This is a genomic window from Nocardia sp. NPDC055321, assembly GCF_053645575.1.
Window position 1 is genome coordinate 20,057 of record NZ_JBSHMS010000026.1, and the last position, 14,585, is coordinate 34,641.

Sequence of the window (14,585 nt, forward strand, 5' to 3'; positions counted from 1 at the left end):
CGCTCGGGGTGAGGCAATGCGGAACGCTCGATCCGGACAAATTATGTGAATGCAGATTCTCATAGTGCGCTACGCTTCGGGCGATGGGTGGCGGCCCCGCGCGGATGCGCCGGGGCCCCGGCGAGCGGAGGGCCGATGGGAATCACGAGGCAATCACCACGTCAGGTGCTGCGCACCCTGACCGACTCGGCCGCGGCCCTGGGGGTGCTGAACAAACGCGGCATGCTCGAACTCCGCGACCCCCGCGAGATCGTGCGCTCGCTGCGCGACGCGGATATCTTCGGCCCCTTCGTCACCGTCCTGAACCACTCCGTGCGGCGAAATCCGCACTCGGTGGCCATCATCGACGAGCGCGGGCCGCTGACCTTCGCCCAGCTCGACAGGCAGGCCGACGCCTTGGCGGCGGGACTGTCGGCCGCGGGCCTGCGCCCGGGCGAGGTGGTGGGCACGCTGTGCCGCGACCACCGCGGCATGGTGCTGTCCCTGCTGGCCGCCGGCCGGCTCGGCGCACGCGTGGTGCTGATGAACACCGGCTTCGCCAAGCCGCAGTTCGCCGACGTGGTGGCGCGCGAGCGGGTCGCGATGGTCCTGCACGACAGCGAGTTCCTCGATCTGCTGTCCGCCATCCCGGTGGCGATTCCGCGCGTGCTGACCTGGGTCGACGCCGACGACAAGGTCGACCGCCGCGCGGTCACCGCCGACGTGCTGATCGCGAGCCACGACGGCGGTTCGGTACCGGCGCCCGAGCGGCCCGGCGGCATCGTGATCCTGACCAGCGGCACCACGTGCACTCCCAAAGGCGCTCCGCGCGACAAGGTTTCACCGCTGCAGTCCGCGCAGTTCCTCGACCGGGTGCCGTTGCCGCGCGAGAGCACCTTCGTGATGGCCGCGCCGATCTTCCACGGCACCGGCCTGTCCCAGCTGACACTGGGCTGGGGCCTGGGCAACGGAATCGTGTTCCAGCAGCGCAGGTTCGACGCGCGCCGGACCCTGGCCAATATCGCCGAATACCGCGCCACGGCACTGATTCTGGTGCCCACGATGCTGCAGCGCATCGTCGATCTCGGGCCCGAGGTACTCGCCGAGTACGACACCTCCTCGCTGCGGGTGATCTTCGCCGCGGGATCGTCGGTCTCACCGGATCTGAGTCGCCGCACGGCCGAGGCGTTCGGCGACGTGCTGTACAACCTGTACGCCTCGACCGAGGTCGCGGTCGCCGCGGTGGCCACACCCGAGGACCTGCGCGCCGCCCCGGGGACGGTGGGCCGCCCGCCCGTCGGCTGCCGCGTGGCCCTGTACGACGAGAACCGCAGGAAGATCGAGGAACCGGGCGTGATCGGGACGATCTTCGTCTCCAGCGGACTGAGTTTCGCGGGTTACACCGACGGACGGCACAAGGAGATCGTCGACGGCCTGCTGTGCAGCGGCGACATCGGTCATTTCGACGCCGACGGGCGGTTGTTCATCGACGGCCGTGACGACGACATGATCGTGTCCGGCGGTGAGAACGTCTACCCGCTGGAGGTGGAGAACCTGCTCGCCGCCCGCCCGGACGTGTTCGAGGCCGCGGTGATCGGCGTCGACGACCGCGACTTCGGAAAGCGGTTGCGCGCCTTCGTCGTCCGCGCCCCCGAGGCCGCGACGACCGAGCAGGAGATCAAGGACTACGTGAAGTCGAATCTCGCCCGCCACAAGGTGCCGCGCGAGGTGGTGTTCATCGACGAACTCCCGCGCAACGCCACCGGCAAGCTGGTGCGGGCGCGCCTGGACGCGACCACGGACTGACCACGCGGCGTTCGCGCGGGCCACGACCGGACGCGCGGACGCCGTTCGACACCACCGGTCGGAGGCCGACCCTCCGACCGGGTTCACCACGGGGGGATTCACCATGCAAGTGGCAGTGCTGCTCTATCCGGGCGTCACCGCGCTCGACGCCATCGGACCGTACGAGGTCCTGCGCTTCATGCCGGACACCACCATCCGATTCGTCGCGGTGCACGCCGGTCCGGTTGTCACCGACAGCGGCGTCCTGGCGCTGAGCGCGACCCATACGCTCGCGGAGACGCCTAACCCGGACATCGTCGTGGTGCCCGGCGGCCCGGGAGCGATAGCCGCAGCGGCGGACAGGACGATTCTGGACTGGCTGCGCCACGTCCACGCGACGACGTTCTGGACCACCTCGGTCTGCACCGGATCGCTCGTCCTCGCGAGCGCGGGCCTGCTCGACGATCGCCCCGCCACCACCCACTGGGCGGCCCAGCAGGCCCTGGCTCGCCTCGGCGCGCGGCCCCGCCCCACCGAGCGCTTCGTCACGAACGGGCGCATCGCCACCGCTGCGGGCGTCTCGGCCGGTATCGATCTCGCACTCTGGCTCGTGGGGGAACTCCACGGACCCGAACGCGCGCAGGTGATTCAGCTCGATATCGAGTACGACCCGCACCCACCGTTCGACGCCGGCCACCCCGACAAGGCATCCAAAGCCGTTCAGCGTGCGGCTTTCCGGGACCAGTTCGTGCTGAGCTTCACCTCCGGGGTGACCGCGAAACTGGCGGTGGCGGTGCCGGCGCTGTTGTGGCGCGACACCATCCGGCGGCTGCGTGGACGCCGCGCGGCACCGATCGACGTCGTGGTTCAGGAGCCGAGCCGAGCCGCAGGACCGCACGAGGTGTGATCCACCACGACGATCGCGGGTTCTATCCAGAACCGCGACCGCCGTATTGGATGAAGTGTCCTACCGGTCCGGAGCGACGCACATCACACTTCCCGGAATGTCGGATGTCGAGGCGGCTGCGCAGGCCGGAGTCATCGAGCGGGCCCCGCTCTCGTGGAAATCGCTGCGGGCGAGGCGGAATGACCGGCCCGGGGCGCTGACGGGCGGACGGTTCGGGGTGCGGGCGCGGCTGCTCACGATCGTGCTCGTGCCCAGTCTGACGCTGCTGGGCGCCGGGGTCGGGGCGGCCGGGTACCTGATCGTGGCGGGCCGGGACGCGCGGCAGTGGGCCGAATTGGCCAGTGCCACCCTGGGTCCGGCGGTGCGGATGGTGCAGGCCTTCCAGGAGGAGCGCCGGCTCTCGGTGCTGCACATCGGCGGCGACGAGTCGGTCGCGGCGTACCTGACCACCGCGCGTCAGCGCTCGGACGACACGTTGCTCGAGGTCCGGCAGAAGGGGGTCGACGCGGCGCGGATGCGCGCCGACTTCGCCACCGACATCGACGGATACGACCGGCTGTACGAGCAATTGCCGGGGCTGCGGACCGCCGTGGATCGCCGGGAGATGGCTCCGCAACCGGTCGTGGCGGTGTTCGGGTCCATCATCGACGTGATCATGTCCGCCACGCTCCTGGCCGGGCGCGCGGCGCCGTCCTCGGATGTGGCCACGGAGCTGTCCAAGGGCCTGGGCCCGTTGCGCGCGAGCGAGGCGCTCTCGCGAGCGGGCGCCCTGGCGTCGGTGTTCGACACGCTCAGCGTCGAGCACTTCGTCGAATTCAGCAACGAAGTCGGCGAGCTGCGCGCCGAAATGAGCTTCGCCACCGGCATTCTGGCCGGACCCCGGCTCGCGCAGCTCAACGAAATGCTGACCGGCGAGGAATGGGGCAGGGTGGTCGCGTTCCACAACGAGCTGCTCGCGCGCGGGGCGAAACCCGCGACCGGTGACAAGCCCGGCTCCGCGTCACCCGCCGACGACGGGAGCGACGCGCTGGCCGCCGGCATGCGGATCCAGACCAAGCTGGTGGCGCTGTGGGAGGGGCAGACGCGTGACGCGCAGGACATCGCGGTGCGCAATGCCGATCGCACGCAGCGCAATTCACTGCTGGGCGGGCTCGCGGCGATGAGCGTGGCGATCCTGGGCTTCCTGGTCGTGCTGCAGCTGGCAAACCGGTTGATCGCTCGCATGCACCGGCTGCGCGTGCAGACCCTGGAGCTGGCCGATCATCATCTGCCCCAGGCGATGCGCAGCGTCGAGCAGGATCCGTCGGTGCGCACCGACGCACACGCGCAACAGCTGGACTTCGGCACCGATGAGATCGGACAGGTCGCCGACGCGTTCAATCGCGCGCACGCCGCCGCGGTCGACGCGGTGTTCGCCGAGGCCAAACTGCGCGCGGGGGTCAGTTCGGTGTTCGTCAACATCGCCCAGCGCAGTCAGGTCATCGTGCACAAGCAGCTCGAGATCCTCGACGCCGCGGAGCAGCGCGAGGAGAGCCCCGATCGGCTGGACCTGCTGTTCCGGCTGGATCATCTGGCCACCCGCGCCCGCCGCAACGCCGAGAACCTGATCATTCTCGGCGGCGGCACCGCGGGCCGCCGCTGGCGAAAGCCGGTGCCGCTGATCGACATCGCCCGCAGCGCGGTCGCCGAGAGCGTGGACTATCGCCGGATCACCGTGGCCAAGATGCCCGATGTGCACCTGGGCGGGGCGATGGTGGCCGACCTGATCCACATCCTGGCCGAACTCATGGACAACGCCACCGCGTTCTCCCCGCCGGAATCGCGGGTCGAGGTGACCGGCAAGGTCGTCGGCAAGGGCGCGGTGATCGAGATCGTCGACCAGGGCCTGGGCATATCCGACGCGGACGTGGAGGTGCACAACGCGCTACTGGCCCAGCCGCCGAGCTTCAGCCTCGAAACCCTGGTCGACGACGGCAGATTGGGACTGTTCGTGATCGCGACGGTCGCGGCCCGGCACCGGATTTCGGTGCGGCTGCGGGAATCTCCGTTCGGCGGTGTCCGCGCCATCGTGCTGATCCCGACGCAGCTGATGGGGTCGGGCGCGCCGGAGGAGGAAACCGCAGGGTATCGGCCGCACGCGGCGCTCGGGTCGCCGCAGGGAAGTTACCGACAGTTCTGATCAATAGGGAGAGCCGATAGACCGACGGCGCCCATCTCGTGCATTAAACAGGTAGATACTGGCAATATCAGAGAAGTATTGCCGCACAGACCGACTTGACGCGGCGCACTATGTTGCTGATCATTCCGCACAGTGTGTAGATTGGGACCAGCTCGTCGGCCACCCCGCACCGCGCAGAACCAGGGGTGGCCATCGAGCTCTCGAGGGGTGAAGCGCACCGATCCGCGAACGATCGCGCCGCGCCGTCCCGACCGGCGCGTGATGCCCGATTTTGCCGCCCCTTATCGGGCGTCACGCGCCCGGGTCCGTTCGGTGCGCGATCAGCAGAAGCCGGGGAAACCCATGGGGTCGCCGGGCTGCATCTTCGAGCCGGTTACGAGGCAACGCAGCAACCACGCGGGCGTATTCGCCAGATTGGTCGATCCGGATGACGAGGCCGTGGCCAGCGGGTCGAGCAGAGCCGAACCACTGTTCGCCGCGACCGGCTCCAGCTCCGCCGGCGCGGCCGAGGAGAGGGCGGGTGCGCTGCCGATGGCCAAGGAAATCCCCGCCACCGCAATCATTTTCATAGTGAAGCCGCTCATGTCACCATTCTTCGATTCGATTCGATCACTACTGCCCAACGGACAGTAACCGAGCGGTCCGCGTCCGAAATGCCACCAATTCCGGGGGCCGCAGCAGTCGACCAGCAACACTCCTGGCTCCGATGCAACAGCATGCGGGTCGATGGGCGAGGCGGGCCGCGCGCTGAATGCCGGGCCGTCGGCCCGCGAATCGACCATTCGATCGACCCCGCCCGGGGCGCATGAAAACCAGGGCTGTTCTCGCTCTAACCGGAGAGTAGCGGCCGAAAACATGGTGTGATGGCATGCGCCTTCAGTAGCGTTGCTGGGCACTGCGCGAAACCACCTGTTGCACTATCGGATCGGCCTGCTGGAAATCATGACCACATCGACCATCACCGAGGCGGGGACGGCCTGGCTGCGCCGCCTGGTGCCCGACCTGCTCGACCACAACCAGCTCGAAACCATCGTCGACTACACCGACGAGCACATCCTGCGGGACGTGCCCGAGATCGACACCAAGGTGCTGCGCGCGAATCTGCACGCGAGCTCGGCCGCCCTGGGACGCACCATGCTGCCCGGGCTCATCACCGGGATCACCCCGAACGAGCTACCCGACGAAGCGCACGTGCTGGCCGAGTCGCTGTCGTACGCCGGCCTGGATCTGCGCATCCTGCTGCGGATCTACCGTTCCGGGCAGCAGGCCATGATTCGAGCCCTATCCGATCAGATCAAGCGGTCCGCGCTCGAGCCGGTGGTGGCGGGGGAGCTGGTCATGCATTCGGCGGCGTGTGTCGCCGATTGGGCGGGCACCTCGATCGAGACGCTCAGCGGGGTGTTCGCCGCGCCGCGGGACACCGATCCCGCGGGCAGTTTCGCCCGGCGCCGAGTCACGGTGCGCGCGATCGTGGCCGGTGCCCCCATCGACCCGGTGGTGGCCCAGCATCGTCTCGGCTACGTGCTGGACGATTCGCACCTGGCGTTCGTGCTGTGGCTCGACGACGACGCTCCCGGCACGATCGCGGACCTCGAGCGCACCGCCCAGCGGCTGGCCGCGCACCTGGACGCCCGCGGCTGCTTCACCCTGGCCTGCGGCACCCGGGTGCTGTGGGCCTGGGCGCGCACCTCCCGCCACGCGACCGTCGAGGTGTCGCGCATCGCGGCCGAGGGCCCGGTGCGCGCGGCCTTCGGACTCGCCGCCCCGGGCATCGCCGGGTTCCGGCGCAGTCACCTCGAAGCCCTTGCCGCGCAGCGCATGCTGCGTGTCGCCGCGCGCCCGGGTCATATCGTGCTGTACGACTCGATCGAGCTCGAGTACCTGGTCGGCCAGAACACCGAGGCCATGCGCACGTTCGTCGAACGCGAACTCGACGGGCTGCTGGGCGGCGATCCCGCCGCGGTTCGCCTGCGCGAGACCCTGAGCTGCTACCTGGAGTCGATGTGCAGCATCGAATCGACCTCCAGGGAGTTGGGCGTGCACCGCAACACGGTGCGCTACCGCCTCGAGCAGATCGAGCAGTTGCTCGGGCATCCGCTGGACAGCCGGCGGCTCGAGCTCGAGGTCGCGCTCAGATGCGCCGCCTCACTGGGTGATTGATCGTCCGGCGTCCGCGGCACGCCGTCGCCGGGCCGTCGGCGTCTCGCCGGTCCAGCGCACGAACGCGCGCCGGAACTCGCGCGGATCCTGGTAGCCGACCTCCTCGGCGATCCGCGTGACCGGCAGGTTCGTGCGCTCCAGCAGGAATTCCGCTCTGCGGCGGCGCACCCGACCGCGCAACTCCTCGAAGCGATGCCCGTGCGCGGCCAATCGGCGGCGCAGGCTCCGCTCGGTGGTGTACATCCGCTCGGCGACCTGAGCCATGGACAGCGGGCGCCGGATCGTTTCGGCGAGAAGCGATTCCACCGCGGCCACGACATCGGGTGCGCCCGGTTCGGTACTCACCAGGCGGCGGCACGCCTGCACCGACAGCTCCAGGCTGACCGGGTTGTAGGTGGCGATCGGATCCGAGAGCATCGACACCGGAAAGCTCATCCGGTTCGCCTGCGCGTCGAAGCGAACCGGGCACCGGAAGAACCGCCGATATGCGTTGGCGTATTCCGGTGCGGGATAAGCGCATTCGACCAGGAGCGGTTCCAGGTGCGCGCCGGCGAAGGAACGGAACAGCAGCAGCGTGCTGAAAAAGGACTCCTCGCACAGGAACCGCAGCAGTGCGGGTTCGGGGGCGCGTTCGTAGAGCCGCAACGCGAATTGGTCACCCGTGAACTCCGCGTCCGCGTCGGTCAGGCTGCCCGAGGCCTGGTGCAGTTCCATACCCACCCGCACCGCCTCGGCCATCGTCGCGCACGACCGCACGGCCAGACCGAGCATCCCGTAGGACTGCAGGGCGTCACGGGTGCCGACCTGAATTCCGACCGGCCCCGGCAGCTCGCCCAGCGCCCGTTTCAACACCGTCGCCGCCTGCGCGAACGAGATCTTGGCCTCGACCGTCGTCATGGCCTCGGCGCTGAGACCCGTTCCGGCGAACCAGGATCGGACATCGCAGCCCTGCCGGGCACCCAGGTCCATCACACCCAGGAGCACCAGCGGCGGAATGACAGCTTCGGTCAGCCGGGAGTCCACGACATCCTCTCGATCTTGTCCGGTAATCCCCCCGTACCGGTCACCGCGACCCTGCCGTGCGGAGGGCCGGCGGCGGTTGAATACTCAGCCATGAGCCCGCGAATGTGCATAATCGGCGCCGGCCCCGCCGGATTGTCGATGGCCCGCGCCCTGCGGCGATTCGACCTCGAATACGACCAGTACGAACGGCATTCGGGTGTGGGCGGGGTGTGGGACATCGACAATCCCGGCAGTCCGATGTACGAGTCCGCGCACTTCATCACCTCGCGCTCGAAGGCGGGGTTCTTCGACTTCCCGATGCCCGCAGCCCTGCCCGACTTTCCCGGGCACGCCCAGGTGCTGAACTACACCAGGGACTTCGCCGCGTCGTACGGCCTGGAATCCCGGATCCGGTTCGGGACCGGTGTCAGCGCGGCCGTCCGGGCCGGGGATCGATGGCTGGTGACCCTGGACGACGGCACCGAGCGCGAGTACGACGCGCTGATCTGCGCCACCGGGGTGACGTGGACGCCCCGGATGCCCACACCGCCGGGGCACTTCGCGGGCGAGATCCGTCATTCGAGCACCTACCGGCATGCCCGCGAGTTCGACGGCAAACGAGTGGTTATCGTCGGGCTGGGCAACTCGGCCGCCGATATCGCCGCGGACGCGGTCGCCACCGCGGCATCGGTGCGCATCAGCCTGCGCCGGGGTTACCACCTGGTTCCGAAAACCCTGCTGGGCAGGCCTTCCGAAGAGTTCGCCGACCGCGGCGCCGCGCTGCCGCTGCCGGTGGCCCGCTGGCTGTCCACGACGCTGGTGCGCCTGCTGTACGGCGACGCGACCCGCTACGGCATGCCGGCCCCGGACCACCGTCTGCTCGAATCGCATCCGCTGGTCAACAGCCAACTGCTGCACCACCTGCAGCACGGTGACATCGCGCTCGAGCCGGAAATCACGGCGCTGGACGGTGATCGGGTCGAATTCGCCGACGGCAGCACCGAATCTGCCGATCTGATCCTCTACGCCACCGGCTACGACTGGAGCATCCCGTACCTGCCGACGGACTACTTCGACTGGCGCGACGGCCGCCCCGACCTCTACCTCAACGCATTCAGCCGCACGCGGCGAAACCTGTTCGGCGTCGGCTATCTCGAGGTCAACTCCAGCGCCTACGCGCTGTTCGACAGCATCGCCAACCTGATCGCGCACTACCTGCACGATCAACGGCACAATCCCTCTCGCGCAGCCGAATTCGATGTCATGATCGCCCATGACCGGCCCGATCTGACCGGCTCGCTGCGGTTGCTGGACACCGCGCGGCACCGCGCCTACGTCGACGGCCGCACCTATCGCCGATACCTCACCCGGGTGGCCCGCGCCACCGGGTGGCAGGACCTCACGCCGGGCATGTTCGGCCCGGGGTGAGTTCACGCCCGCGACGCCGGGCCCCGGGAGGGGAGCGCCCGGCGTCGCGGCGCGGTCGTCGGGGGCGCGTGGGTTCACGGGGCGGGGCGGGGCTCGAGCATGGGCACCAGGAAATCGCGGGCGAGCATCGCCAGTTGTTCGTCGTCCTCGATGTCGACGACCTGGCTGGGGATCGCCAGGAACGAGGCACAGATTCGGACCATCACCTCGGCGACGAGTTCGATACGCAGGTCGGGGGAGACGGTGCCGGCGCGCTGCTCCTGGCGCAGTTGCAGCACGACGAACTCTCGGACCATCGCGACCGCGCGCCCACCGTCGCCGATGAGCGAGGCGATGAACTGGTCCGGTTCGGCGGCGATCATGGTGCCTATCAACGGGTTTCCACGAAATGTGCGCAGTGAGCTGACGAATCCCTGCACGACGCGCTCGCCCGGGGTCTTCGCCTCTGCGATGTCGACGAGGAACTGGTCGAAGTAGCGGCGGAACTCGCGCAGGATGACCTGCTCGACCAGATCGTCCTTGGTGACGAACCGCCGGTAGACCGTGATGCGTGAGACGCCCGCCTGTTTGGCGACGTCCTCCATGGTCGAACGCTGAATGCCCCAGCGCTGGAAGCGTTCGTCGGCCGCGTCCAGGATGCGGGCGCGGACCGGATCGGAGTCGTCGGCGGGCTCGTTCGCCTGCACCGCGGCCAGATACGCGCGTTCGAGCAGCGATTTCGGCGACGTGGCCGTCGTGACGGGTTGCTCGGATTCCACCGATGTCCTCCTGCGACAGCTCGTTTCGCGCCGATTACTTCGACTGGGTCGCCAGCGAGTTCCCGCGGTGCAATCGCGTGGCATCTTGCACATCGTCGATGATACGTATCGGCGTTAACTGTTTCTTTCGCGGGCACGGACACATCGCGACGCGGACGGGGCCGGCGCGGCACATGCGGTGCGCTCGCCGGCCCCGGGCCTCGGAGGCGGAGCCGTCTCAGCGGTTGGTCATCGGGATCTCGATGCTGATCGGCATGCGCAGTTCGGCCAGGTACCACATGGCGAACTGGCGCAGGAACTCGTCGAACATCCAGTAGGGGATGTCGACCACGGGCGCGATGTTCAACGCGCCTTCGCGGACCGCCACGAACGGGCCCCACGCCACTTCCAGCAGTGGGCTCCAGACGGGTTCGCGCGGGATGCGGAGCCAGTCGGCGATCTTGTTGCCCATGACGTAGCGGGTGAAGGCGCCCAGGATGCCGCGGCTGAGCAGGCTCAGGTCGAGGTTCGCGCCGAGATTGAGCAGCTGGTCGGCGAGGTTGATGCCTTCGGCGGTCGGCGCGAGCACCGGGTCGAGCACCTGCTGGGCCTGGGATTCGGCCTGCGCCCAGGAGGCGGGGATGTACTCGTCCCGGATGCCGATGAGGTGACCCGCGAGCTGCCAACTGTGCAGGTAGCCATCGGATTCGGCGGCCGGGATACGGACCTGCCAGGCGGTGAGGGTGCGCATGATGGTGGTGGCCAGGCTGTGCCAGGTGACCATGAGGTCGTCCTGGCTGATCGGGGTGACACCGGCCGGCCAGTAGGGCGACTGCGGCAGCAGATTGCGCACGGCCGCATGAATGATCCGGGTCTTCACGCACGTCACGATCATTTCGCCGTCATTGCCGTAGGCGTTGACGGTGCCGATGTCGTACCCGAATTTGGCGGTCTTGGCGATGCGGTCCTTCAGGTGCGAGCCGCCGCGCGAGTAGTAGACCGCCAGGGCCTCGTGCGGAATGACCGTGGACATCATGCCGCTGGCGAAGGCGTAGAGGACTCCGAGGTAGAGCCCGCGCTTCTTGTTGAACTCGAACGAGCTCGCGAGCTTGCCGTGATCGGCCCAGGACGGCAGTTGCCGGGCGTGCTCGATGAAGGACGCGAACTCCTTGGGCAGCCCGGCGGGCAGGGGCTGGCCGTTGTGGGTCCATTGGGCCAGCAACTGATTCACGCGGGGAACGTCTTCGTTGTTCATCACCGTGCGCAGCACCGAATCGGCGTCCGGGTCGAACAGCGTCAGCGGGTCCGCGCCGCCGCCGCTGCCGACGATCGAGTCGTTCGGGGACCACGTCCACGGTTCCGCTCGCGCGGTTCGCCCGACGAGCGCCATGGCGCCGACCGCGCCCAAGAGCCCGCCGCCGGCCCGTAGTGCGTCGCGCCTGTCGAGTTGGTGTGCACCCATGCCATTCCCTCTTCATTGAGTCTTTGATACAAAGACACGCGAGGCGTATCAATGTATCTTCACTACAGCACACCGTGACTGCCATCACAACCGTCGGATTTGGACACTTGCTCGGCAAGATCTCCCGCAAGCGACCGGCAACAGCCGTGACCAACCGGGTTCGAGCACAAGCGTTTCCGTCGAATTGCCGATAGCTGTCACACCGAGAACGACACGAAGGACCGTGAGATGAACCTGTGGGTTGTCATTCAGAATCTGCTCAACCAGCTCGATCTGGGCTCGTCCGGGAGCAGTGGGCCGAGGTACTGATCGGCGATCCGCGCCGCATGCACGCAAGGCGCTCGGGCACCGGATGGTATGTCTGGTCCGAGCGTTTTGCGGTGCCCGGTAAGTGAGCGACCACGACCTCGAGGAGATTCGCCCATGACAAGTCGAACCAAAGCCGCCGCGGCAGCGGTAATCCTGGCCACTGCCGGAGCGGTCGCGGCCGCTGCGCCGGCGAGCGCCGAACCATCGCGGCCCACAGTCGTTCTGGTGCACGGCGCGTTCGCCGATGCCACCAGCTGGGACGGCGTCGCGGCCGCGTTGCGCGCCGACGGGTACCCGGTGGTGGTGCCCGACAATCCCTTACGCGGACCCGCCTCCGACGCCGCGGTCATCGAGCAGGCCCTCGCCGGCATCGACGGGCCCATCGTGCTGGTCGGGCACTCCTACGGCGGCGCGGTCATCACCAACGTCGATGATCCCGACGTGAAATCGCTGGTCTACATCGCGGCTTTCGGCCCGCAGCAGTACGAGCCGGGCGCGTTCGCGATCAACCCCCTGCAATTCCCCGGCAGCCGCCTGCTGCCCCCGGCCCTGGCCGTCAAGCCCTCCGAATCGGGCCTGGACGGGTACGTCGAGCCGGCGTACTTCCACGACCTGTTCGCCCAGGACGTGAGTTCCGAGACCGCCACGACCATGATCGCCCACCAGAAGTCGGCCGCGTTGATCGCCAACGTCGAACCGAGCGGGCCGCCCGCCTGGGCGAAAACCCCGAGCTGGTACCTGGTCTCGACCCAGGACCGGGTGATTCCGCCCGCCGCCCAGCGGTACATGGCGCAGCGTATGGGCGCGCGCACCAGCGAGGTCGACGCCTCGCACGCCTCGCTCGTCTCGCAGCCGGGCGCGGTGGCCGCCGTCATCGAGGAGGCCGCCGGGTAGCTCGTCAGCGCCCGCCCGGGACCCACTCGGCACAGGGCACGACCTCGAACCCGCGGCCGGGAAAGACCGTGTCCATGAAGAAGTCGTGCACGACCGCGTCCTCGTCGGCGCAGCCGTCCCGGAGCACGGTCACCCGATAGTCACGGTCGGCCGCGTCGTAGCAGGTCGCGGCCACCATGGCGCTGGTCGCGACACCGGCGATCGCGAGGGTGTCGACGCGGTGCGCCCGCAGCACGAGGTCGAGGTCCGTGCCCGCGAAGGCGCTGGCTCGGCGCTTGGTGACGACGATGTCCCGCGCGTCGACCGGCAGGGTGACCTCGGTGCCGGGTGAGCCCTCGTGGAAGGTGTCGCCGGCGTCGAAGAACGCCCGGAACTGCGCGTTGCCCGGCGGCAGGTCGGCGGCGTTGACGCGAAGGGCGAAGCGCACGAACACAACCGGGACACCGGCTGCCCGGGCGCGAGGGACCAGCGCGGTCAGCGGTGGCACGACCCCGGCGGCGAACGGGTAGTTGTCGGTGATGCCCCGCTGGATATCGCCGATGATCAACGCGGTGCTCATGACAGACCCCCTCCTCGAGTCGGCGCGTGCCGCGCCCGTGTGGCCACCGTAGCGCGCCGAATCCTGTTCGGCAGGGGCCGGATTGACTGGCGACACTGTCGTTGTCACCAGTTGTCAGGCAGCTTGCTGGGAGCCCCTGGTCCATAGTGGCCACGAATGCCATCGAGGTGCGTCGGCCGGAAGGTCGAGCGATTCCACGTAGATTCGAGATCGCCGTCGGCCTGGAGCTCCTCGACTGTGCCCGCGATGCGTTGTGGGTCCGGGATGCCGGCGGACGGAGTTCCCGCCCGTAATGTCGAGGCCGTGGAGGATGTCTCACGATCGCAACACGGATCATCGGGGCCGGATAGCGTCGTCCCGGTCTACAGCGTCGCCAAGATCTTCACCGCCGCCGCGGCGCTACTGCTGTTCGAGGAGTCCGATCCGATCGGATCACTGACCGCGGTCCCACCGCGGCTCGCGGACATCACCGTCGGGGACCTGCTCACCCACCGTTCCGGCCTGGGTGACTACGGAGGGTGGCCGGACTACGCCGACGCGGTCGCCGCGCGGGAAACTCCCTGGCCCGCAGAACTTCTGCTCGATCGCGTCGCGCTGCACGCGCCGGGGTCGTTCCGCTACTCCAATATCGGCTACTACCTGATTCGGCGGGCCCTCGAAAACGCGCGCGGCGGGCGATTTTTCGACGTGATCGACGAACTCGTGCTGACACCGCTGGGGATTGCGGCGTTCCCCTTCGCGGACCGCACCGACTGGGAGCGATGCGTGCCCTCCACCGTGCCCGAGATCCAGCGCTACGACCCGGGCTGGGTCTACACGGGAACCTTTGCCGCCACGGCGGATTCGGCCGCTCGGGGCCTGGCGCGCCTGATGTCCGGCGAGCTCGGGGGCGTCGGGGTCCGCATGGCACGCACCCATCCCGTGAGCGCGCCCGGTCACCCCTGGACCACACCCGGATACGGCTCGGGAGTGATGACCGACGGGCGGCCGTCGGCGATCGTGGGTCATGGCGGCGACGGGCCCGGATTCACGGTGTTCGTCGCGGCCACGGCCGACGGGCGGCATGCGCACGGGATCGCGGTGCCCGCTGAGGTCGGCTCGACCGGTCTGGCAGGCGAATGCCTCGCGGCGTTGCGGGCATCTCGAGAACACTGACGGCAGCAGCGTGTCGCGTTCGAATGCGA

12 protein-coding genes are annotated in these 14,585 nt (G+C 68.7%); 7 read left to right on the top strand and 5 right to left on the bottom strand.

Annotation, left to right across the window (positions count from 1 at the left end; all coding sequences use genetic code 11):
* The first annotated feature begins 135 nt into the window (after positions 1 to 135).
* From ACWIGI_RS32610 to ACWIGI_RS32620, 3 genes are all read left to right on the top strand, one after another.
* Positions 136 to 1,785, top strand: coding sequence for an acyl-CoA synthetase (locus ACWIGI_RS32610; RefSeq protein ID WP_454206865.1), 1,650 nt, complete (start codon positions 136 to 138; stop codon positions 1,783 to 1,785).
* A 103-nt stretch (positions 1,786 to 1,888) separates the two neighbouring features.
* On the top strand, positions 1,889 to 2,671 hold the full coding sequence (locus ACWIGI_RS32615) for a DJ-1/PfpI family protein (RefSeq protein ID WP_454206867.1): 783 nt from the start codon (positions 1,889 to 1,891) through the stop codon (positions 2,669 to 2,671).
* A gap of 97 nt (positions 2,672 to 2,768) precedes the next feature.
* Positions 2,769 to 4,850, top strand: a complete 2,082-nt coding sequence (locus ACWIGI_RS32620; protein WP_454206869.1) for a sensor histidine kinase — start codon at positions 2,769 to 2,771, stop codon at positions 4,848 to 4,850.
* Between the two features lie 320 nt (positions 4,851 to 5,170).
* Here the strand turns inward: ACWIGI_RS32620 and ACWIGI_RS32625 are convergent, their stop codons facing one another.
* On the bottom strand, positions 5,171 to 5,434 hold the full coding sequence (locus ACWIGI_RS32625) for a hypothetical protein (RefSeq protein ID WP_454206871.1): 264 nt from the start codon (positions 5,432 to 5,434) through the stop codon (positions 5,171 to 5,173).
* Positions 5,435 to 5,792: 358 nt separating this feature from the next.
* Here ACWIGI_RS32625 and ACWIGI_RS32630 point away from each other — a divergent pair, with 358 nt between their 5' ends.
* Entirely contained in the window at positions 5,793 to 7,010 is a 1,218-nt protein-coding gene (locus tag ACWIGI_RS32630; RefSeq protein ID WP_454206873.1) for a helix-turn-helix domain-containing protein, read from the top strand.
* Here the strand turns inward: ACWIGI_RS32630 and ACWIGI_RS32635 are convergent.
* Positions 6,996 to 8,033: an AraC family transcriptional regulator gene (locus ACWIGI_RS32635; RefSeq protein ID WP_454206875.1), complete on the bottom strand. Its 1,038-nt coding sequence runs from the start codon at positions 8,031 to 8,033 to the stop codon at positions 6,996 to 6,998. The two genes, ACWIGI_RS32630 and ACWIGI_RS32635, sit on opposite strands and share 15 nt — an antisense overlap.
* A gap of 102 nt (positions 8,034 to 8,135) precedes the next feature.
* On the opposite strand from ACWIGI_RS32635, the gene ACWIGI_RS32640 reads away from it, so the two are divergent.
* On the top strand, positions 8,136 to 9,440 hold the full coding sequence (locus ACWIGI_RS32640) for a flavin-containing monooxygenase (RefSeq protein ID WP_454206877.1): 1,305 nt from the start codon (positions 8,136 to 8,138) through the stop codon (positions 9,438 to 9,440).
* A gap of 74 nt (positions 9,441 to 9,514) precedes the next feature.
* Here ACWIGI_RS32640 and ACWIGI_RS32645 read toward each other — a convergent pair whose 3' ends face one another.
* Together ACWIGI_RS32645 and ACWIGI_RS32650 are read right to left on the bottom strand one after the other, a co-directional pair.
* Positions 9,515 to 10,198, bottom strand: a complete 684-nt coding sequence (locus tag ACWIGI_RS32645; protein ID WP_454206879.1) for a TetR/AcrR family transcriptional regulator — start codon at positions 10,196 to 10,198, stop codon at positions 9,515 to 9,517.
* A gap of 217 nt (positions 10,199 to 10,415) precedes the next feature.
* Positions 10,416 to 11,639 carry an oxygenase MpaB family protein gene (locus tag ACWIGI_RS32650; RefSeq protein ID WP_454206881.1) on the bottom strand — a complete coding sequence of 408 codons (1,224 nt, stop codon included), beginning with the start codon at positions 11,637 to 11,639 and terminating at the stop codon, positions 10,416 to 10,418.
* A gap of 423 nt (positions 11,640 to 12,062) precedes the next feature.
* On the opposite strand from ACWIGI_RS32650, the gene ACWIGI_RS32655 reads away from it, so the two are divergent.
* Complete coding sequence (locus tag ACWIGI_RS32655) at positions 12,063 to 12,842, top strand: alpha/beta fold hydrolase (RefSeq protein ID WP_454206883.1); 780 nt, start codon at positions 12,063 to 12,065, stop codon at positions 12,840 to 12,842.
* Between the two features lie 4 nt (positions 12,843 to 12,846).
* Here the strand turns inward: ACWIGI_RS32655 and ACWIGI_RS32660 are convergent, their stop codons facing one another.
* Positions 12,847 to 13,401, bottom strand: coding sequence for a cysteine hydrolase family protein (locus tag ACWIGI_RS32660; protein WP_454206885.1), 555 nt, complete (start codon positions 13,399 to 13,401; stop codon positions 12,847 to 12,849).
* Positions 13,402 to 13,704: 303 nt separating this feature from the next.
* On the opposite strand from ACWIGI_RS32660, the gene ACWIGI_RS32665 reads away from it, so the two are divergent.
* Positions 13,705 to 14,556 carry a serine hydrolase domain-containing protein gene (locus ACWIGI_RS32665; protein WP_454206887.1) on the top strand — a complete coding sequence of 284 codons (852 nt, stop codon included), beginning with the start codon at positions 13,705 to 13,707 and terminating at the stop codon, positions 14,554 to 14,556.
* Positions 14,557 to 14,585 lie beyond the last annotated feature (29 nt).

Excerpts from the sequence above, each read along its gene's own strand:
- ACWIGI_RS32615 (WP_454206867.1), top strand. The coding sequence starts at position 1,889 with ATGCAAGTGGCAGTGCTGCTCTATCCGGGCGTCACCGCGCTCGACGCC.
- ACWIGI_RS32610 (WP_454206865.1), top strand. The coding sequence starts at position 136 with ATGGGAATCACGAGGCAATCACCACGTCAGGTGCTGCGCACCCTGACC.
- ACWIGI_RS32660 (WP_454206885.1), bottom strand. The coding sequence starts at position 13,401 with ATGAGCACCGCGTTGATCATCGGCGATATCCAGCGGGGCATCACCGAC.
- ACWIGI_RS32655 (WP_454206883.1), top strand. The coding sequence starts at position 12,063 with ATGACAAGTCGAACCAAAGCCGCCGCGGCAGCGGTAATCCTGGCCACT.
- ACWIGI_RS32620 (WP_454206869.1), top strand. The coding sequence starts at position 2,769 with ATGTCGGATGTCGAGGCGGCTGCGCAGGCCGGAGTCATCGAGCGGGCC.
- ACWIGI_RS32650 (WP_454206881.1), bottom strand. The coding sequence starts at position 11,639 with ATGGGTGCACACCAACTCGACAGGCGCGACGCACTACGGGCCGGCGGC.
- ACWIGI_RS32640 (WP_454206877.1), top strand. The coding sequence starts at position 8,136 with ATGTGCATAATCGGCGCCGGCCCCGCCGGATTGTCGATGGCCCGCGCC.
- ACWIGI_RS32625 (WP_454206871.1), bottom strand. The coding sequence starts at position 5,434 with ATGAGCGGCTTCACTATGAAAATGATTGCGGTGGCGGGGATTTCCTTG.
- ACWIGI_RS32630 (WP_454206873.1), top strand. The coding sequence starts at position 5,793 with ATGACCACATCGACCATCACCGAGGCGGGGACGGCCTGGCTGCGCCGC.